This window comes from Mycobacterium intracellulare ATCC 13950, from assembly GCF_000277125.1.
Taxonomy (GTDB): Bacteria; Actinomycetota; Actinomycetes; order Mycobacteriales; family Mycobacteriaceae; genus Mycobacterium; species Mycobacterium intracellulare.
Genome location: NC_016946.1, coordinates 2117127 through 2137347 on the forward strand (window position 1 = coordinate 2117127; position 20221 = coordinate 2137347).

Annotated in this window: 16 protein-coding genes and 1 tRNA gene; 5 read left to right on the top strand and 12 right to left on the bottom strand. The window is 68.2% G+C overall.

Features of this window, described 5'->3' with window-relative positions; translation table 11 throughout:
* Window positions 1-86: 86 nt before the first annotated feature.
* From OCU_RS34925 to dnaG, 3 genes are all read left to right on the top strand, one after another.
* A complete protein-coding gene (locus OCU_RS34925) occupies window positions 87-1364 on the top strand; it encodes a deoxyguanosinetriphosphate triphosphohydrolase (RefSeq protein ID WP_014379811.1) in 1278 nt (425 codons plus the stop codon).
* A 67-nt stretch (window positions 1365-1431) separates the two neighbouring features.
* The gene (gene sodC / locus OCU_RS34930; protein WP_008255630.1) at window positions 1432-2049 is read left to right on the top strand and encodes a superoxide dismutase[Cu-Zn]; all 618 of its coding nucleotides are present in this window, start codon (window positions 1432-1434) and stop codon (window positions 2047-2049) included.
* A 30-nt stretch (window positions 2050-2079) separates the two neighbouring features.
* Window positions 2080-4032 carry a DNA primase gene (dnaG, locus tag OCU_RS34935; protein WP_014379813.1) on the top strand — a complete coding sequence of 651 codons (1953 nt, stop codon included), beginning with the start codon at window positions 2080-2082 and terminating at the stop codon, window positions 4030-4032.
* Here the strand turns inward: dnaG and OCU_RS34940 are convergent.
* Entirely contained in the window at window positions 4016-4294 is a 279-nt protein-coding gene (locus tag OCU_RS34940) for a hypothetical protein (protein ID WP_009953068.1), read from the bottom strand. The two genes, dnaG and OCU_RS34940, sit on opposite strands and share 17 nt — an antisense overlap.
* A 142-nt stretch (window positions 4295-4436) precedes the next feature.
* Between OCU_RS34940 and OCU_RS34945 the strand changes: the two genes are divergently transcribed.
* Window positions 4437-4509: transfer RNA gene (locus OCU_RS34945), tRNA-Asn, on the top strand.
* Between the two features lie 28 nt (window positions 4510-4537).
* Here the strand turns inward: OCU_RS34945 and OCU_RS34950 are convergent.
* The 10 genes from OCU_RS34950 to OCU_RS34990 form a co-directional block, all read right to left on the bottom strand.
* Window positions 4538-5923, bottom strand: a complete 1386-nt coding sequence (locus OCU_RS34950) for an NtaA/DmoA family FMN-dependent monooxygenase (protein ID WP_008255635.1) — start codon at window positions 5921-5923, stop codon at window positions 4538-4540.
* Window positions 5920-7041 (bottom strand): LLM class flavin-dependent oxidoreductase, encoded by a 1122-nt coding sequence (locus OCU_RS34955; protein ID WP_008255641.1) that lies wholly within the window; start codon window positions 7039-7041, stop codon window positions 5920-5922. The genes OCU_RS34950 and OCU_RS34955 overlap by 4 nt, the downstream gene beginning before the upstream one ends.
* Complete coding sequence (locus tag OCU_RS34960) at window positions 7038-8159, bottom strand: LLM class flavin-dependent oxidoreductase (RefSeq protein WP_009953067.1); 1122 nt, start codon at window positions 8157-8159, stop codon at window positions 7038-7040. The genes OCU_RS34955 and OCU_RS34960 overlap by 4 nt, the downstream gene beginning before the upstream one ends.
* A gap of 142 nt (window positions 8160-8301) precedes the next feature.
* Window positions 8302-8985 (bottom strand): serine O-acetyltransferase, encoded by a 684-nt coding sequence (cysE, locus tag OCU_RS34965; protein WP_008255645.1) that lies wholly within the window; start codon window positions 8983-8985, stop codon window positions 8302-8304.
* A gap of 2 nt (window positions 8986-8987) precedes the next feature.
* Complete coding sequence (cysK, locus tag OCU_RS34970) at window positions 8988-9920, bottom strand: cysteine synthase A (RefSeq protein ID WP_008255646.1); 933 nt, start codon at window positions 9918-9920, stop codon at window positions 8988-8990.
* 485 nt (window positions 9921-10405) lie between these two features.
* Window positions 10406-11536, bottom strand: coding sequence for a YeiH family protein (locus tag OCU_RS34975; RefSeq protein ID WP_008255648.1), 1131 nt, complete (start codon window positions 11534-11536; stop codon window positions 10406-10408).
* Window positions 11530-11682, bottom strand: coding sequence for a hypothetical protein (locus OCU_RS51320; protein ID WP_162130882.1), 153 nt, complete (start codon window positions 11680-11682; stop codon window positions 11530-11532). The genes OCU_RS34975 and OCU_RS51320 overlap by 7 nt, the downstream gene beginning before the upstream one ends.
* Window positions 11683-11822: 140 nt before the next feature.
* Window positions 11823-12626: a trehalose 2-sulfotransferase gene (gene stf0, locus OCU_RS34980; protein WP_008255650.1), complete on the bottom strand. Its 804-nt coding sequence runs from the start codon at window positions 12624-12626 to the stop codon at window positions 11823-11825.
* Window positions 12627-12774: 148 nt separating this feature from the next.
* Window positions 12775-13032 (bottom strand): hypothetical protein, encoded by a 258-nt coding sequence (locus OCU_RS34985; protein WP_369798898.1) that lies wholly within the window; start codon window positions 13030-13032, stop codon window positions 12775-12777.
* A 117-nt stretch (window positions 13033-13149) separates the two neighbouring features.
* Window positions 13150-17391, bottom strand: coding sequence for a bifunctional nitrate reductase/sulfite reductase flavoprotein subunit alpha (locus OCU_RS34990; protein WP_014379817.1), 4242 nt, complete (start codon window positions 17389-17391; stop codon window positions 13150-13152).
* A gap of 329 nt (window positions 17392-17720) precedes the next feature.
* On the opposite strand from OCU_RS34990, the gene OCU_RS34995 reads away from it, so the two are divergent.
* Window positions 17721-18188 (top strand): LppP/LprE family lipoprotein, encoded by a 468-nt coding sequence (locus OCU_RS34995; RefSeq protein WP_008255654.1) that lies wholly within the window; start codon window positions 17721-17723, stop codon window positions 18186-18188.
* A gap of 44 nt (window positions 18189-18232) precedes the next feature.
* Here OCU_RS34995 and OCU_RS35000 read toward each other — a convergent pair whose 3' ends face one another.
* A complete protein-coding gene (locus OCU_RS35000; RefSeq protein ID WP_014379818.1) occupies window positions 18233-20185 on the bottom strand; it encodes an acyl-CoA dehydrogenase family protein in 1953 nt (650 codons plus the stop codon).
* Between the last annotated feature and the right edge of the window lie 36 nt (window positions 20186-20221).

The window sequence follows — 20221 nt, forward strand, 5'->3', positions numbered from 1 at the left end:
GGGCCAATCTAGCCCCGGCCGACACACGCCAGCGGGCCCGAGTCGAGCCGGACTTGGGCGGGCATTCCCTGGCAGACTGTGCGTCGGTGACCAGGAATCAGCGCGACCCCTACGACGACTTCGACCGTCAGCGACGGGTGACCGAAGCCGCGAAGACCGCGGGTCTGCCGGGCACCGAAGGTCAGCACCGCACCGACTTCGCCCGCGACCGCGCCCGGGTGCTGCACAGCGCCGCCCTGCGCCGGCTGGCCGACAAGACCCAGGTCGTCGGGCCGCGGGAAGGGGACACGCCGCGCACCCGGCTGACGCACTCCCTCGAGGTCGCCCAGATCGGGCGGGGAATGGCCGTCGGCCTGGGCTGCGACCTCGACCTGGTCGACCTGGCCGGCCTGGCCCACGACATCGGCCACCCGCCCTACGGCCACAACGGCGAGCGCGCCCTCGACGAGGTCGCGGCGAACTATGGCGGCTTCGAGGGCAACGCCCAGAATTTCCGAATCCTGACCAGCCTCGAGCCCAAAGTGCTTGACGCCCAAGGCAACAGCGCGGGTCTGAACCTGACTCGCGCGTCGCTGGACGCGGTCACCAAATACCCGTGGTTCCGCGGCGAAGGCCATGGGAGCGCGGCGCGCAAGTTCGGGTTCTACGACGCCGACCGCGAGGCGGCGGCCTGGATGCGCGCGGGCGCCCCGGAGGGCCGGATGTGCCTGGAGGCGCAGGTGATGGACTGGGCCGACGACGTGGCCTATTCGGTGCACGACGTGGAGGACGGCGTCGTCTCCCAACGCATCGACCTGCGGGTGCTGGCCGACGACGACGAGGCGGCCGCGCTGGCCAAACTCGGCGAGACCGAATTTTCCCGGGTGCGCGCCGACGATTTCATGGCGGCCGCGCGACGGCTGTCGGCGCTGCCGGTGGTCGCCGCCGTGGGCAAGTACGACGCCACGCTCGCGGCGTCGGTCGCGCTCAAGCGGCTGACCAGCGAGCTGGTCGGGAGGTTCGCCTCGGCCGCCATAGCCACCACCCGCGCGGCGGCCGGACCCGGACCGTTGGTGCGCTACCGGGCCGAGCTGCAGGTTCCCGATCTGGTGCGGGCCGAGGTCGCGCTGCTGAAAATCCTGGCGCTGCAGTTCATCATGTCCGATCCGCGGCATCAGGAAACCCAGGCCGGTCAGCGTGAGCGCATCCACCGGGTGGCCCACTGGCTGTACGCGGGAGCCCCCCGAACCCTCGACCCGGTCTTCGCTGCGGCCTTCAACACCGCGGCCGACGACGGCGCCCGGTGGCGGGTCATCGTCGATCAAATCGCCTCCTACACCGAGGGCCGGCTGGAACGGATCGACGCCCGCCAGGCCGGCCCGTAGCGGGTCGTGGGGCGCAACTCGTGCGGCCCGGGGATCGGCGCGGCCGCCGCGAGTTAGGCTGCCCGACATGAAGAAATTCAGCGGCTCGCCTTTGATGGCCTCCCTTCTGATGGGGCTTCCCGTCGTCGCCATGACCGCCTGTAGTTCACCGCAGCACGAGAGCAGCCAGCCGGGCACCACCCCGCCGGTGAAAACCGCCGCACCGACGTCCTCCGGGGAGGCGACGACCCCGGCACCCGCCGGCGGCTCGCTCAGCGCGGAGTTGAAGACACCTGACGGCCGGACGGCGGCCACCGCGACCTTCGACTTCACCGGCAACTATGTGACCGTCACCGTCAAGACGGTGGCGACCGGCATCCTGACCCCCGGCCTGCACGGCCTGCACGTCCACGAGATCGGCAAGTGCGAGCCGAACTCGGTGGCCCCCACCGGCGGTGCGCCGGGCAACTTCTTGTCCGCCGGCGGCCACTACCAGGCGCCCGGCCACACCGGCAAGCCCGAGAGCGGCGACCTGGCGACGCTCGAGGTGCGCCAGGACGGCGCGGCCTACCTGGTCACCACCACCGATTCGTTCACCCGGGACGACCTGCTGGCCGGTACCAAGACCGCGCTGATGCTGCACGGCGCCCAGGACACCGAGAACGCGATGGATCGCGTCGCGTGCGGCGTCATCGGAACGGGATAGCGTTCGCCGCCGCGCGCTTAGACTGAGCCGATGTCAAGCCCGGCAAGTTCACGGAGCGACGGCGACGCGCGCGCCCGGGGCCGCGGCCGGATTCCGGACCGCGACATCGCCGCCATCCGCGAGCGGGTGCGCATCGACGAAGTGGTCGGCGATTACGTGCAGTTGCGGCGCGCGGGCGCGGATTCGCTCAAGGGGCTGTGTCCGTTTCACGACGAGAAGTCGCCGTCGTTTCACGTCCGCCCCAACCACGGCCACTTCCACTGCTTCGGCTGCGGCGAGGGTGGCGACGTGTACGCCTTCATCCAGAAGATCGAGCACGTCAGCTTCGTCGAGGCGGTCGAGCTGCTCGCCGACCGGATCGGTCACACCATCACCTACTCCGGCCCGGCGACCAGTGTGCAGCGCGACCGCGGCAGCCGAAGCCGGCTCGTCGCGGCCAACGCGGCCGCGGCGGAGTTCTACGCCGCGGCGCTGGAATCCGACGAGGCGGCGCCGGCACGGCAGTATCTGACCGAGCGCAACTTCGATGCCGAGGCGGCCCGTCGCTTCGGTTGCGGGTTCGCGCCGTCGGGCTGGGACTCACTGACAAAGCACTTGGTGCGCAAGGGTTTCGAGTTCAAAGAGCTGGAAGCGGCGGGCCTGTCGCGGCAGGGGCGCCGCGGGCCGATGGACCGCTTCCACCGCCGCCTGCTCTGGCCCATCCGTTCCTCGGCCGGCGAGGTGATCGGTTTCGGCGCCCGGCGGCTCTTCGACGACGACCCGATGGAAGCCAAGTACATCAACACCCCGGAGACGCTGCTGTACAAGAAGTCGAACGTGATGTTCGGCATCGACTTGGCCAAACGCGACATCGCCAAGGGTCATCAGGCCGTCGTCGTTGAGGGCTACACCGACGTGATGGCGATGCATCTGGCCGGGGTCACCACCGCCGTGGCGTCGTGCGGCACCGCGTTCGGCGACGAGCACCTGGCGATGCTGCGCCGACTGATGATGGACGACAGCTTCTTTCGCGGCGAGCTGATCTACGTGTTCGACGGCGACGCGGCCGGGCGGGCCGCCGCCCTCAAGGCGTTCGGCGGCGAGCAGAACCTGGCGGGTCAATCGTTCGTGGCCGTCGCGCCGGACGGCATGGACCCCTGCGATCTCCGGCTGAAGTCCGGCGACGGCGCCCTGCGCGACCTGGTGGCCCGGCGAACGCCGTTGTTCGAGTTCGCAATCCGGTCGGCGCTCGCCGAGATGGACCTGGACAGCGCCGAGGGCCGGGTGGCCGCGCTGCGGCGCTGCGTGCCCATGGTGGGCCAGATCAAGGACCCCACGCTGCGCGACGAGTACGCCCGCCAGCTCGCCGGGTGGGTCGGCTGGGACGACGTCGCGCAGGTCATCGACCGGGTGCGCGGCCAATCCAAGAACGCCAAAATCCCGGCCCGCGGCGGCGCCGGACCCAAGGCGTCGCGGCGCGCGGAGCAACCCGCCGCCGCGGCCCATGCCGCGGCCAGCCGTCCCGACCCCCGCGACCCCACCCTGTGGCCCCAACGGGAGGCACTCAAGTCGGCGTTGCAGTATCCGGCGCTGGCCGGCCCGGTCTTCGACACGCTGACCGTCGAGAGCTTCACCCACCCCGGCTACGCCGCCATCCGCGCGGCGATCGAGACCGCAGGCGGCACGTCGAGCGGGGTCACCGGGGCGCAGTGGCTCGAGGTGGTGCGCGATCGGGCGTCGTCGCCCTTGACGGCCGCGCTGATCAGCGAGCTGGGCGTCGAGGCCATCCAGGTCGACGAGGAGAAAATGCCGCGCTACATCGCCGGCGTGCTGGCCCGCCTGCAAGAGGTGTGGATGGGCCGGCAGATCGCCGAGGTGAAGTCGAAGTTGCAGCGCATGTCGCCGATCGAACAGGGCGACGAGTATCACGCGTTGTTCGGCGACCTGGTAGCGATGGAGGCCTACCGGCGCAGCCTGCTGGAGCAGGCTAGCGGCGACGAGTAGAGGTCTCGAGCTCCTCGTCGGGCAGCGGCTCGACGTCGCGTTCCATGATGGCGGTTTGGTCGTCGATCTGCGCCAGCGTGACAAAGCCGGCGTCCGGGGAGATCCGGTTCGCGATCTTGCGGCGTCCCCCCTCGATCATCGACTTGGCCACCGGGCTGCTGGTCAGCGCTCGATAGGTGCCGACGATCTGCTCGTATCGCCGACGACCGGCTTTCGAGCCCAGCACGTAACCCAGTCCCAGCACCACGACATACCGGATCAAAGCGTTCCTCCCGACTATCGATGGCTCCATCCTGCCTCACCGGGTGGGGTGCGTGCGCGGTCGACCGGGTGAGACGGTGGCGACCCGCGCCAGTTGGGCGCGGTCGTGCCAGTACGCTAGAGTCGTCCCGCGATCGGGTTAGTCCCCTGTAGCTCAATTGGCAGAGCATTCGGCTGTTAACCGAAGGGTTCCTGGTTCGAGTCCAGGCGGGGGAGCAGCAAAATTCAGCGGGCCGCCCGGCCGTCACTGCCCGCTCGCGATACCGGCCGGATTTCCCGCCCATCCCGGCGTCGGCGACAAACCCAGATGCTCGCGCAGCGTGTGGCCGCGGTACTCGGTGCGGAAGCTGCCGCGCTCCTGCAGCAGCGGGACCACCTTGTCGACGAACTCGTCGAGGCCGTGCGGCGTCAGGTGCGGCACCAGGATGAAGCCGTCGCAGGCGTCCGACTGCACGTAGCGGTCGATCTCGGCGGCCACCTGCTGCGGCGTTCCGACGAACTGCTGGCGGCTGGTCACCTCGATGATCAGCTCCCGGATCGAGAGGTTTTCGGCCTCCGCTCGCGCCCGCCAGGTTTGGGCGACCGTCGTGGGATCGCCGTGCCGGACGCGTCCCCTCGTGATGTTCGGGTTCTCGACGGGGTCGACGTCGGGCAGGGGTCCGTCGGGATCGTAGGCCGACAGGTCCACGCCCCACACCTGCTCGAGAAACGCGATCGCGGTCGGACCGCTGACCTGCTGCTCGCGGATGTGGCGCGCGTTGTCCTGCGCCTCGTCGGGGGTGTCTCCCAGCGCGAACGTCGCGCCGGGCAGGACCTTGAGCTGGTCGGGGTCGCGCCCGTGGGCGGCGGCGCGGCCCTTCACGTCGGCGTAGTAGCGCTGCCCCGCCTCGAGCGAACCGTGCAGCGTGAACAGGGCGTCGGCGTGCCTGGCGCCGAAGTCGCGGCCGTCGCTGGAGTCACCGGCCTGCAACAGCACGGGGTGGCCTTGCGGCCCGGCGGGCAGCGCGGCCACGCCGTGGACGCCGAACTGCGGACCGAAATGGTCGACGACGTGGATGCGCGTCGGGTCGGCGTAGGTGCCGGCGTCGACGTCGGCGATCACGGCGTCGGGTGCCCAGCTGTCCCAGAACTTGCGCGCGACGCGGATGAACTCCTCGGCCCGGTGGTATCGGTCGGCGTGGGCGAGGAATCCGCCGCGGCGGAAGTTCTCCCCGGTGAACGCGTCGGAGGAGGTGACCATGTTCCACGCCGCACGCCCGTCGGACAGGTGGTCCAGCGTCGCGAATTGCCTTGCCACCTCGAAGGGTTCGTTGAAGGTGGTGTTGATGGTGCCGGCCAGGCCGAGTCGGTCGGTCACCGCGGCGAGCGCGGCCAGCACGGTGAACGTGTCGGGACGGCCGACGACGTCGAGATCGTGGATTTTGCCGCGGTGCTCGCGCAGCCGCAGCCCCTCGGCAAGGAAGAAGAAGTCGAACAGCCCCCGCTCGGCGGTCTGGGCAAGGTGCACAAACGATTCGAACGCGATCTGGCTGCCCGCGCTCGGATCCGACCACACCGTCGTGTTGTTCACCCCGGGGAAGTGGGCGCCCAGGTGTATCTGCTTGCGCTGTCCCGCATCTCGAACGGTCATCCGGTCAGCCCCCACCGTTTGGCGATCAGTTCATGCGAGCGCAGCCGGTCGGCGTGCCGGTGGGTGACGGACGTGATGACAAGTTCGTCGGCACCGGTGACCCGGCGCAGCAGCTCGAGCCGGTCGGCGACCTCATCGGGGTTGCCGACGAATTGTGTTGAAGTGCGGTCGGCCACCAATGCCTGCTGGGCCTCGGTCAGGGGTTCGCAGAAGTCGGGATCCGGGTAGGGGATCGCGCCCCGGCCGCTACGAATGGAATACACCCAGTGGCCGTAACTGGACGCGAGGTAGCGCGCGGTGGCGCTGTCCTCGGCGACCACGACGTCGGCCGACACCACCACGTACGGCCGCGCCAGTCGGGCGGAGGGGCGGAAGGCGTTGCGGTACGCGGTGATCGCGTCGAGCGCGGTGCCGGGGGTGATGTGGTAACTGGCGACGAACGGAAGCCCGCGGGCGCCGGCCACCTCGGCGCTCTGTCCCTTGGTGCTGCCGAAGATCCACGGTGTCAGCTGCGCGTGTTCGCCGGGAACCGCCCGCAGCTGATGGCCGTCGACGGCGTAGGTGCCGTCCAGCATCGCTTCGATGTCGGCGACCTGGTCGGCGAAATCCGCCGGCTGCGCGCACGGTTGGGCGAGCACCGACGCCTGCGCCCGCATCCGTTCGGATCTCATCAGCGGGGTTTGGTCGAACGGTGTGGGGACGAGCAGGCCGTCGACGTCCCGCCACGGCTCGGGCGCGCGGTCGGGCTGGGGGGCGCGCGAGGTCGCGGCCTCTTGCCGCCGCTGCCCGGAGCGGCCCAGGCCCATGTCGATGCGGCCGGGATGCAACGCGTCGAGGATGCCGAAGCTCTCCACCACGGCAAGCGCCGTCGTGTGGCCGACCTGCACGGCGGCCGATCCGACGTGAATGCGTTCGGTGGCCGCGGCGATCTGGCCGATCAGCGTCACCGGTGACGAGCTGGCCACCGCGACGAAGTGGTGCTCGGCGAGCCAGTAACGCTTGTAGCCCCATTGTTCGGCGTGCTGGGCCAGGTCGATGGTGTTGCGCAGCGCCGTCGCGGCGTCGCTGCCGGCGCTGATGGGTGCCAGGTCCAGGATCGACAGGGGAGTGAGGCTCATGACGGCGCCGTCGCGTAGCGGTTGGGGGCGGGCGCCAGGCCGAGGCGGTCGCGCAGCGTCTCGCCCTCGCGGTAGCGGGTGCGGAACCGCCCGGCGCGCTGCAGCAGCGGCACCAGGTCGTCGACGATCGCGGGCAGGTCGATCGCGTTGACCGCGGGCCGCAGCCGCACCCCGTCGACCCCGGCGTCCTGCCAGGCGAGCAGCAGCTCCGCCAAATCGCTTGCGCGGCCATGGAACACGTGCGCGTCGGAGGAGATGGCCGCGCCCGGCGTCAGCGGATCCTCACCCAGCGACACCACCAGATCGGCGTAGGCCTGGATCGTGCGGCCCGCCGCACGCTGCGCGTGGCCGACCTCGGCCAGGATCGCGCGCAGCGATTCCTCGTCGCGTGGGGTGACGAACACCAGGTCGGCGCTGGCGGCGGCGAATTCGTAGACGCGCGGCGCGTGCGCCAGCGCCGCCACCACCGGCTGGCCCTGGGGAGGGCGCGGGGTGATGGACGGTCCCTTGACCGAGAAGTGCTCGCCGGCGAAGTCGATGTAGTGCAGCTTGTCGCGATCGATGTAGCGGCCGGTCGCCACGTCGCGGATGACGGCGCCGTCCTCCCAGCTGTCCCAGAGGCGGCGCACCACCTCCACGGCGTCGGCGGCCTCGCGGAAAAGTTCGTCGCCGTCGGGGGCGGATCGCCGGCCGAACAGCGCCGCCTCGTGTGCCGTCGCGCTCACCCGCACCTGCCAGCCGGCCCGGCCGTGCGAAATATGGTCAAGCGTCGCAATCGCTTTCGAGACATGGAACGGCTCGGTGTGGGTGACCGTCGCGACGGGGATGAGTCCGATGTGTGCGGTGACCGGCGCGATGCGCGCGGCCACGAGCGTGGCGTCGGCGCGCCCCGCCAGGCGCCGCGGCGAGATCTCGGGCCGGCGGCCCGGCTGCGCATCCAGGCTGTCGTCGATGGTCAGGAAGTCCAGCAGGCCACGTTCGGCGGTGGCGGCCAGCGCGGCCCAGTATCGCCCGCTGAGTTGCCCGCCGCCGGTTGCGTTGTGCGCGAAGGCGTATCGCCACGCGTGGGGGTGCCACCCGTAGCCGTCGAGCCCCACGGCCAGATGCAGCTCGGTCATGACCGGGCCGCGGAATCTGCCGTCGGGACGCCGTCGTGCATCGTGTCCATAACCCACTGTGCAACGCTCAGCGCGGCAATGCATTCCGGGGCGGAGTTAACGTCAGCGTGAGTAATACTCTGCCGAGTTCATCGCCGAAGAATCAGATGGAGAAGTCCTCGCCGTACCAGACTCCGGCTTCGGGGGGCCGGATGACGTGGTTGGTCTGCGCGCCGTCCGCCCGGGCCTCGAGTTTGGTCACCCGGGTCAGCAGCGACTGCAGGCTGACACCGACGAGATCGGGCATCATCGAGTCATCCGGACTGCCGGGACGGCTACGGCTGATGACCTGTCCGGGCACCCCGATGACCACCGCGCTGGACGGAACCTCTTTGACCACCACGGCGTTGGCGCCGATGCGGCTGTCGTCGCCGATTTTTATCGCGCCCAAGACCTTTGCGCCCGCGCCGATGATCACCCGGTCGCCGATGGTGGGATGGCGCTTGCCGGTGTCCCTGCCGCTGCCGCCGAGGGTGACGCCGTGGTAGATCGTCACGTCCTCGCCGACCTCGGCGGTCTCGCCGATCACCACGCCGGTGGCGTGATCGATGAACAGCCCGGGCCCCAGGACGGCGCCGGGGTGAATCTCGACGCCGGTCAGGATCCTGGTGATCTCGGCGGTGATGCGCGCGATCAGCCTCGCCCCGCGCAGCCACAGCCAGTGGTTGATGCGGTGAAGCCAGATGGCGTGCACCCCGGGATAGGCGAAGATCACCTGCAGCGTGGTCGGGGCGGCGGGGTCTCGCTCCCTGGCGGCCCGGATGTCGGTGCGAATGGCGTCGAGCATGACTAATCGGCCAGGTCGGCGAACAGCGGCGTGCTCAGGTAGCGCTCGCCGAAGTCGGGCAGCACGACGACGATGAGCTTTCCGGCGTTTTCCGGGCGGCGGGCGACCTTCAGCGCGGCCGCCAGCGCGGCCCCCGAGGAGATGCCGACCAGCAGTCCCTCTTCGGCGGCCAGCCGCCGGGCCAACGTCATCGACTCTTCGTTGCCGACGGTGATGACCTCGTCCACCAGATCCATCGCCAGCACCGGCGGGACGAAACCGGCGCCGAGGCCCTGGATGGGGTGCGGCCCTTTCTGTCCACCGGAGAGCACCGGGGACCCCTCCGGCTCGACGGCGATGAATTGTGCGGAGGGCTTACGTTCTTTGATGACCTGAGCCACCCCGGTGAGGGTGCCGCCGGTCCCGACCCCGGCGACGAAGATGTCCACCTTGCCGTCGGTGTCGCGCCAGACTTCCTCCGCCGTTGTCTTACGGTGGATTTCGGGGTTGGCCGGGTTCTCGAACTGCTGCGGCACGAAGTACCGTTGGTCGCTCTTGGCCAATTCCTCGGCCTTGGCGATGGCGCCCGGCATGCCCTCCGGACCGGGTGTCAAGACGATCTCGGCGCCCAACGCGCGCAACAACATTCGCCGCTCGACGCTCATCGTCTCCGGCATGGTCAACACGCAGCGGTAGCCGCGTGCGGCCGCCACCAGCGCCAGCGCGATGCCGGTGTTCCCGCTCGTCGGTTCGAGAATGATCGTGTCCGGCTTGATCACGCCCGCCTTTTCGGCCGCGTCGATCATCGCGACCCCGATGCGGTCCTTGACGCTGTTTCCCGGGTTGAAGAATTCCAGCTTGGCGACGACGTCGGCGACCGCACCGTCGGTGACCCTGTTGAGCCGGACCAGCGGGGTGTTTCCGATCAGTTCCGTGACGTTCTCGGCGATGCTCATCTACCTTTTGTCTCCAACGATGTAGGACCAGGCCTCTCAGCCTGCCAGCTAATATCGAACTCTATGTTCATCTCGGTCGGGATGGCTAGCGCCGCATAATCGAGTCGAGCCTGATCAGGGCCGCTGCGGCTAGCTCCCGCCAGGGCGTGAATCGGCTCGGACGATACGGTCATCGGTCGCTAATTTTCCTGAAAATCTCCGTGAGCCCGCGTCTTGACGCCGCCGGACAAATACACCGAAACCGCCCTGACATGGGCTAGCGCGCGGATTTCTACAGTGTCAGAGGCGTGCGGATCAACAACAGCGACACGAACAGTCCGCGACGCGCGACGGGACAAAGCGCAGCTGTACGGAGTGTTGCATGCGTCCACTATAGGACAGGCGAGGTTTTCGCCCGTTGGGCTCAGCCGGGATCCGCGCCGTCTGGGCTGGTCATCGCTTCGATCGGCTCGGCGCGAGGGTCTCCGCATGTGTCGGCGCCGTGCCTAGGCGCTGACACCCCACCCGAGCAGCCGCGACGTCAGCAGCACGATGCCGAGGGAGACGGTGGCGACGACCGTCAGCCCGATGACCGCGACGACCAGCGGGCGCCAGCCGGTGCGCGCGATCTGACGGATATCGGTGTTGAGGCCCACGCCAGCAAAGGTCAGCAGGAACGCCCATTTCGACACGTTGGCGAGGTTGGCGGTTTGGCCTTTGGTCAGCCAGCCGGCGGTGGCGATCGCCGACACCGCCAGGAAGCCGAGCACGAATTTCGGGAATTTGTTCCAGACGAACGCGGCCTTGGCATTGGCGCCCCGCGCGATCTCGTCGGCCTGCCCGCGCGCGGCCCAATACAGCGCGAAGCCCAGCACGACGAAACCGATCAGCGCGTTGCGGGTCGACTTCACCAGCACCGCGATCTTGCCGGCGTGGTCGGAGTACAGGTAGCCCGTGGCGGTGGTTTCGGCGGTGTTGTCCACGGAAAGCCCTGCCCACAAACCGAATTCGTGATCGGTGAGCCCGATCGCGTGGCCCAGCGGCGGCAACACGAACAGTGACACCGCGCCCAGCGCCAGGATCGCCGCGATCGCGTAGCTGACATCGGAATTGCGGGCCCGGATCGCGCCCTTGGCCGCCACGATCGCCGACACCCCGCAGATCGACGTGCCGATCGCCAACAACGAGCCGAGCTTGCCCGACAACCCGAACGCGCGGGCCACGACGATGATGATCGTCCCCGCGATCGTCATGTCCACCAGGATCTGCACCAGGCTGATCCCGCCGAGCTTGGCGATGTCGCCCAGCACGAAACGCGAACCGAGCGCCACGATGCCGACCTTGAGCCAGAATTCGTAGGTCAGCACGCCGGAGCGAAAGATCGGGTGCAGGCCAACGGTATTGGTGATGAGCAGCCCAATCACGATCGCCCACAACACGTATTCGATGTCGGGCACCGTCCAGTGCTCGTGTTTGGCCAGCGCGTTCCACCAGATCTGGGCGTACTTGCCCAGCACCCCGACGCCGATCAGCAGCAGGATGCCCGGGACATAGTCGAGCGGACGGGTACTGGTGAACGTGGTTTCGGCAGATGCTTCGCCGGGCTCGACGCGCACCGTGCTCACGCCGGTCACCACGGAACCTTCGGAAGCACGTCGGCCACCGCCAGCGCGACGATGGCGCCGGCCACCGCGGTCGCCCACCAGTCCACCGATATCGCGCCGAGCCTCGCGGTCCAGCGCGGTCCCCGCAGCGCGTCGTCCTCTGGCACGCCCTCACCCACGATGGCCACTCCTCACGCGACTCCCCGGGCGACAGTGGCGGCTTGCGCAGCCGCATCCCGTTGAGGGGAATCGTGGCCCGTGGGTCCGGCGCGTCCAAGTGATTGACTCGGGCAGAATTTAGCTCGCCCGGGGCGGTCGATCAGGTTGGCAGGCCGCGCTTCTCGGCGTCGGCACGGTAGCGGTCCACCCACTCGTCGGAGCGATGGTCGGCCTGGCGTTCGAGCACCGGCTCCGGCGCCAGCTGCGGGTCGAGACCCAGCGCCTCGAGGATGGAGGCCACCACCTGGGTGAGGTTGCGCCACAACACCGGATACGGAATCTCCATGGGCGTGATGCCCTCCTGGGCGAACCAGTTCCGCCAGCCCTCTTCTTGCGCGCGCAGCATGGTGACCACGTGAGCGATCGCCCCGGCGTGGTAGGTGGCGCGTGCGTCGCGGGCCGGGTCGGGCCTGCCCCGCCAGACGCGGGTCTGCACCGCGCGCCAGAAGGACACCGCCTGCGAAATCACGTCGGGCCGGTAGACGTGAATCAGTAGCGGGTCTTCGCCCACCACGTCGCGGATGGCCGCGAGCAGGCCGTCGCCGCTTCGGTCCGGCAGGTTCTTGGCGCGGTCGAGCAGCAGCGGTGTCTGGTTCCACATCAGCTTGCCGCCCCACACCCCGTTCGGCGTCCGTCCGACCGTACGGATGTAGGCGCGCCAGATCTCGGGCGGCGCGAGGTCCGGGGTCCCGGCGTCCAGCGGGTCAAGCAGATTCAGGATCGACTCGTCGTCGACGCCGGCGAACCACTCCCGTGGCTGTGGCGACTGGCTGGTGGCCGGCAAATACTGAAAGAACTCCTGCGGCTCGCCGGCCACGCCGGTCGCGCGCAGCGATTCGACCAGCAGCGTGCTGCCGCTGCGCTGCGACGCCAACACCAGGTATGACGACGGCCTGTTTGTCACCCGCAGAGTCTAACCAGAATTTGAAATCCCAATCTGTCAAGCACGATTAGGGTCGGCGTGAATGAAAACCTTGCGTCGCCCCGATGTTGCCCTTATAGCTCCGGCGCGGACGGCCAGCCAAAGCCACGGTTTCGTGAACCCAAGGGATTCAGGAATATTCGAGGTTTTGTTTCGTCGCAGCCAAAGGAGCCTGCTCGGCGGCGATCTCGCAGACGCACAAGCGCCTGCGCATCAGGTGCTGGGCGTAAACCTTGTCGCGCTGATCGCGCGAGAACGCGAAGTCCAGGTTGACGGGCAGCCCCGCCCAATCCACCCGCTCCTCCGTCACGCCGACGCGTCGTAGGCGGCATCGCAGCGGGCAGCCGTTCTCGAGGACCCGATCGGGTCCATCACAGTCCCGAGTCATACGACGACCCCTTCAGGTGCGCGACCTTCTGAGTGCATGGTGCGACGCGGATGTTTCATCGGCGGATGCGCGATGTTTCCGCCGTATTACAAGTTCGATGTCAGCGGCGGATCGGCGCTAGTAGACGTCGCGGTGGTAGCGCTTGTCGGCGCTGAGCCCTTGCACGTACGCCTGCGCCGCGTCCGGGTCGAGGTTGCCGAATTCGGCCGCGATGTCGCACAGCGCGCGGTCGACGTCCTTGGCCATCGGGTCGGCGGTGCCGCAGACGTAGAGCTGGGCGCCGTCCTGCAACCAGCTCCACAGCTGCGCGCCGCGGTTGCGCATCAGGTGCTGCACGTAGACCTTTTGCTGCTGGTCCCGGGAGAACGCGAGGTCCAACTCGGTGAGAAAGCCGTCGTCACGCATCTGTTCGAGTTCGTCGCGGTAGTAGTAGTCGGTGGCGGCATGTTGCTCGCCGAAGAACAACCAGTTGGGTCCGGTGTGGCCGAGCGCGCGCCGCTCCTGCAGAAAGCCGCGGAAGGGCGCGATGCCGGTGCCCGGACCGATCATGATCATCGGCGTGTCCGGGTCGCTCGGCGGGCGGAAATTGCTCGACGACTGCAGGTACACGGCGACTCGATCGCCAGGGGAACGGTCGGCGAGGTAGGTCGAACACACCCCGCGGCGCGGGACGCCCTGGAAGTTGTAGCGCACCGGTGAGACCGTCAGGTGAACCTCGCCCGGGCACTCTTTCGGGCTCGATGAGATCGAGTACAGCCGCGGCTGAAGGCGTTTGAGCACTCGCAGCCACTCGTGGGCCGACGCGATGACCGGCAGCTGCGCCAGCAGGTCGATGGATTGCCGGCCCCACGACCAATCCGCCAGGGCGCGCTTGTTTTCCGGCTTCAGCAGCTCCGCGAGTTTCGCATCGCCCGTGCGCTCCTGCACGAACCGCACCAGGTCCCGGCTGATGTGGGCGATTTCGATGCGCTCGGTCAGCGCCGAGCGCAACGACATCAGCCCGTGCTCGCCGACCTCGACGGGTGTCTGCGCGTCCAGCCCGGTGACGGACAGCCATTCGTCGACCAGCTGGTCGCTGTTGCGCGGCCACACCCCGAGCGCGTCACCGGCCTCGTAGGTCACGGTTTCTTCCGGCAGGTCGAAAACCAAGTGCCGCACGTCTTTTGCCGATTTCGGCCGACTCAGCACGGTGTTGCGGACCATGCCGGTGATCAGCGGATGCTTCTTGCTGTACGTGCTCGGCGCGGGCGGGCCCGGGCGCGACGGCGCCACCACCGTGGAGGCGCGGGCCGGCGCCGCCGCCCTGCCGTCGCCACCGACGGAGGTGGGGGTCCGGGTCAGGGCGTCGATGATGTCGCCAAGCCACTTCGCCGCGGAGTCGTCGTAGTCGGGTTCGCAGTCGACCCGGCCGGTGAGGCGGGTCGCGCCCAGCTCGGCGAGCCGCGCGTCGAGATTGCGTCCGTGGCCGCAGAAGTCGTCGTAATTGGAGTCGCCCAGCGCGAGCACGGCGTAGCGGGTATCGGTGAATCGCGGCGCGGTCTCGGACGTCAGCGCCCGCCACAGGCCGGCACCGTTGTCGGGCGCGTCGCCGTCACCGGTGGTGCTGGTGATGAGCAATAGCTCCCGCGTTTTCGTCAGCTCGGCCACCGGGAAGTCGTCCATGCTGTGCAATGAGACCGGCAGCTTGGCGTCGGCCAGTCGGGCGGCGATGTCGGCGGCGAGCTCCTCCGCAGTCCCCGTCTGCGACGCCCACAGCACCACGACGGGAGCGCGCTCGGGCGCGGGTGGGGGGCCGGCCGGCGCGACGGGCGGCTGCCCAACGGCCGGCGCCGGAGCCGATGGGGGCGCCACGGGCAGCGCCACCGGCTTGGGTCCGTCGGCGCGCGAGAACAATCCCGCCAGTAGGCCGTCCACCCACAACCGGGTGCCGGAATCGAACGGCGCGCTCGGCGGCAAGGTCGGCACCCCGGCGGCGCGGCGGCCGGCGTCCGAGCGGAGCCCGGTCAGCATCCCGGCGAGGTAGGCGCGGCCGAGTTCGTTGAATTCCGGCTTGGGCAGTGTTGTGACGCCGAGCAATTCGCCCAGGGTGTCGAGTTGGGGCACGCTGATTTCTCGTACCTCCCTGGCCGCGGCGTCCGGTGCGTCGGTGTTCGCCGTCGTCGTGGTGTCCGGATCGGGTTGGGAGACAGCTACTTTCGTCAAGGTGACGGCGCACGCCTTGAATTCGGGCTGGTTCGAGATCGGGTCGACGGCGTCGTTGGTGACGGCGTTGATCGACAGGTACTCGCCGAAGGCATCGTTCCAGTGGAACGGCGCGAAGCAGTTGCCCGGACGCACCCGATCGCTGACGACCGCGGGCAGCACCGCGCGGCCGCGGCGAGAAGCGATTTCGATCGGATCGTCGTCGGCGATATCAAGCCTCGCGGCGTCGTCGGGGTGGATCTCGACGAACGGTCCGGGGTTGAGCTTGTTGAGCTTGGCGACCTTGCCGGTCTTGGTCATGGTGTGCCATTGGTGCGGCAGCCGGCCGGTGTTCAGCAGGAACGGGTAGTCGTCGTCCGGCATCTCCTCGGGCAGCAGGTGCGGGCGGGCGAAGAACGCCGCACGGCCGCTCGGGGTCGGAAAGGCCAGTCGCGGCACCGTGCCGTCGTCGCGGACCAACTGTGATTGGCTGACACCGTCGTTCAGATAGCGGATCGGGTTGCGATCGGCCTCGCTGTCCGGCGCGCACGGCCACTGCACCGGACTCCGGCGCAACCGCTCGTAGCTGATCCCGCGCAGGTCGTAACCGGTCTTCGGGTTCGAGAACCGCTTGATTTCCTCGAAGACCTCCTCGGCGGAGTCGTAACTGAACGCCTCCGAAAAGCCCATCTCGCAGGCGATCCGGGCGATGATTTGCCAGTCCGGCATCGCGTGACTCGGTGCGGGGACCGCCGGCTGGAACAGCGTCATGTTGCGCTCGGAATTGACCATCACCCCCTCAGACTCCGCCCACAGGGCCGCTGGCAATAACACGTCGGCGTATTCGGTGGTCTCCGTCTCGAGGAACGCGTCCTGGACCATCACCAATTCGGCGCGCTCCAGTCCGGCCAGCACCGTCTTGCGGTTGGCAACGGAGGCAACGGGATTGGTGCAGACGATCCAGCACGCCTTGATCTGTCCGGCGGCCATTCGGGAGAACATGTCGATGGTGCCGGTGCCGACCTCGGTGCGCAGCGTTCCGCGGGGGACGCCCCACAGGTCTTCGACGAACTCGCGGTCCTCGGCCGAGGCGACCGACCGCTGCCCCGGCAGGCCCGGTCCCATGTAACCCATCTCGCGGCCACCCATCGCGTTGGGCTGCCCGGTGAGGGAGAAGGGACCGCTGCCGGGCTTGCAGATGGCCCCAGTGGCCAGATGCAGGTTGCAGATGGCGTTGGTGTTCCAGGTGCCGTGGGTGCTCTGGTTGAGCCCCATCGTCCAGCAGCTCACGAAATTGTCGGCCTCGCCGATCATCTGGGCCGCGGCGCGGATGTCGTCTTCGGGGATGCCGGATATTTCGCTGACCTTGGCGGGGGTGTACTGCGCCAGGAAGCTGGGCATCACCTCCCAGCCCTCGGTGAACTCGGCGATGAATTCGGGGTCGGTGTGGCCGTTCTCGACGATCAGGTGCAGCAGGCCATTGAGCAGCGCCAGATCCGACCCCGGGGCGATCTGCAGGAAGAGGTCCGCCTTGTCGGCGGTCGCCGTGCGGCGCGGGTCGACGACGATCAGTTTTGCGCCGGCCTTGACGCGGTCCATCATGCGCAGGAAAAGGATCGGGTGGCAGTCCGCCATGTTGGCGCCGATGACGAAGAAGACGTCGGCGTGTTCGAAGTCCTGATACGAACCCGGGGGGCCGTCGGCGCCCAGCGAAAGCTTGTAGCCAGAACCCGCACTGGCCATGCACAGTCGCGAGTTCGACTCGATCTGGTTGGTGCCGATGAACCCCTTGGTCAGCTTGTTCGCCAGGTACTGCGCCTCGATGGACATCTGGCCGGACACGTACATCGCGAACGCGTCCGCGCCGTGTTCGTCGATGATCGCCCGTAACCGTCTCGCGCACTGGGTGATCGCCTGATCCGTGTCGATGGCCTGCAGCGGTTCGCCGCGATCGGTGCGCACGTACGCCGAGTCCATGCGGCCGGGGGCGCCCAGCATGTCCGCGGTGGTGGCGCCCTTGGTGCACAGCCGGCCGAAGTTGGCCGGATGTTCTTTGTTGCCAACCGACTTGGTGACGTGACCGCGACCCGTTTCCGGGTCCGTTGTGATCTGCAACACCATGCCGCAACCGACGCCGCAATACGCGCACATGGTGTTCACGGCGTTCTCCTCCGCCATGGACTCCGTGGCCACGCTCACGTCCCTCCGTCGAGTGCGTACGGGTTAGCTCCGTATCGAGTGAGTTCATTGTGGAGCAGGCATGTTTCGCCGCCGCTCCCCGAAATTTCCCCCCGTTTACTTTCTTCTCTCACCGGCCGACACGCCAATGTGAAATCGCCGGGGGAATTCGCGGCGGGGGATCGCGTTACCGCAGGTCACCGTTGACCACCCGCCCCGCACGAGGTTACGTCGCGCACCCCGCACGACGCTTCTCAGAACGGGCTTTCCGACCAAACCGACGGAACATTCACAGTCTTCGCTAAGCTCACCGCGTGCGTCGGCTCACTGTGATCGTGCTGGTTTTGCTGGCCTGTGGTTGCGGCGGCAAAGCGCCCACGCCACCGCAGGCCAAGCCCGACACCTGCAAGGCCTCCGACGGGCCGACCGCCGACACCGTGCGCCAGGCGATCACCGCGGTCCCCATCGCGATCCCCGGCACCATCTGGGTTGAAATCGGGCGCGGCCATACCCGCAACTGCCGGTTGTCGTGGGTGCAGATCATCCCCACGATCGCGAATGAGTCGACTCCCCAGCAGCTGCTCTTCTTCGACCACAACAGGCCGCTCGGGACCGCCACCCCGAACCCAAAGCCGTACATCACCGTGCTGCCTCCCTCGGATGACACCGTGACCGTTCAGTACCAGTGGCAGAAGGGAAATGATCAGCTGTGCTGTCCCAGCGGGATCGGGACGGTGAAGTTCCGGATCGGCCCGGACGGCAAGCTGCAAACCGTCGGCAAGGTTCCCAACCAATAACCCGTCGGGCCAAGGGCTTCGACGACGCCGATCGGCTTCGCCTGTCAGCTTGTGACGGCGTCCGCCAAGTTCTCCGGGTGCAGCATCTCGGCGTAACGCAGTTGCTCGGGAACCCCGAAGCCGTCGACCAGTGTCGCGGCGTGCGGGCGCAGCGCCCGGCAGCGGTCGTTGATTCCCCGCGTGACGGCCTTGGCGCGCTCGGTGGACAGGTACCGGTGCTCGATGTACCACGCCTTGTCGTCCTCGATCACCGACAACGCGTACAGGTCGCACAGGATCCCCAACAGCTCGCGGGCCTCCTCGTTCGCGCAGCCGTCGATCCCGGCGACGAACGCTTCGAGCACCACGCGGTCGATGTGGGCGCTCGCCGCGTGCAGCACGTGGTCCTGCACCGAGTTGAACGCGTCGAATTCCGACATCTCTTTGGATTTCGCCTGCAGCCGGCGCGCCACCGACGCCAGCAGGTATTCCTCGCGGTCTTCGAACATCTTGATCTGCGTGCCGCGATTGAACAGGCTGCCCTCTTCCTCGCTGTCCTGGCGGGAGTCCACGATCGTTTGGATAATCGCTTCCGCCGCAGTGCGTTTGATGACGCGTTCACCGACGGTGTTGGCGGCAAAGCGCACCCATTCGACCGGGCTCATGCTCTTGATGTCGTCGGCGTACGCGGTCAGCAGTTCCTTGGCCACCAGCTGGGTCAGCACGTGATTGTCGCCCTCGAACGTGGTGAAGACGTCGGTGTCACCGCGCAGCCCGATCAACCTGTTCTCGGCCATGTAGCCCGCGCCGCCGCACGCCTCGCGGGATTCCTGGATCGCGCGGCTGGCATGCCAGGTGTTGGCGGCCTTTAGCCCGGCCGCGCGGGCTTCGAGCTCGCGTTGCTCGTCGGCGTCGGGTGCGTCGGCGCTCTGGACGTCATGACATTTGCTGACCAGTTCGTTCTGCGCGAACTGCAGGGCGTAGGACTTCGCGATCAGCGGGAACAGCCGCCGCTGGTGCACCAGGTAGTCCATGATCAGCACCTCGGAACCGTCGTCGGGGGCGCTGAACTGCCTGCGCTGCAACGCATACCGGGTCGCGATGTCCAGCGCCACCCGGCCGGCGGCGCCGGCGCTGCCGCCCACGGTGATCCGGCCGCGCACCAAAGTGCCCAGCATGGTGAAGAACCGGCGGTTGGGGTTCTCGATCGGCGAGCTGTAGGTGCCGTCGGGGGCGACATCGCCGTACTTGTTCAACAGGTTCACCCGCGGGACGCGAACGTGGTCGAACACGATGCGGCCGTTGTCCACCCCGGGCAGCCCGCCCTTGTATTCGCAGTCCGACGTGGTGATCCCGGGCAGGTCGTTGCCGTCCTCGTCGCGGATCGGGACCAGCACGCAGTGCACGCCGTGATTGACCGGCTTGCCGTCCTCGGTGGTGATCAGTTGCGCGAAAACCGCTGCCATGGTTGCGGTTTCGGCCGCGCCCCCGATGTAGTCCTTGCGCGCCGACGGGGTGGGGGAGTCGATGACGAACTCCTGCGTCTCGGCGTCGTAGGTCGCGGTGGTCTCCAGCGACTGCACGTCGCTGCCGTGCCCGGTCTCGGTCATCGCGAAACAGCCGCGCAATTCCAGGCTGATGATCTTGGGCACGTAGGTCTCGTGGTGGCGCTCGGTGCCCAGGTTCTCCACGGCACCGCCGAACAGCCCCCACTGCACCCCGGCCTTCACCATCAGCGAGAGGTCCGACATCGCCAGCATCTCGATCATCGTGATCGCCGCGCCGACGTCGCCGGTGCCGCCATGTTCTTTGCGGAAGCTGTCGGCGGCCGCGCCGAACGCCGCCATGATCCTCATCTGCTCCGCCACTTTGGTGCGGGCGATCACCGTGTTGGGGGTGTAGTGCGGGCGGAACAGGTCCTCGGTCAGCGTCGTCCGCATCCGGTTTCTGACGTCACGCCACCGGCCGTCCAGCGCGTTGCGGAGATGTTCTGCGGTGCTTGTCTTTTGTGGCGCCATAAGCCGACAGTAATGCGCGGCTCGCGCCGCGGGGAA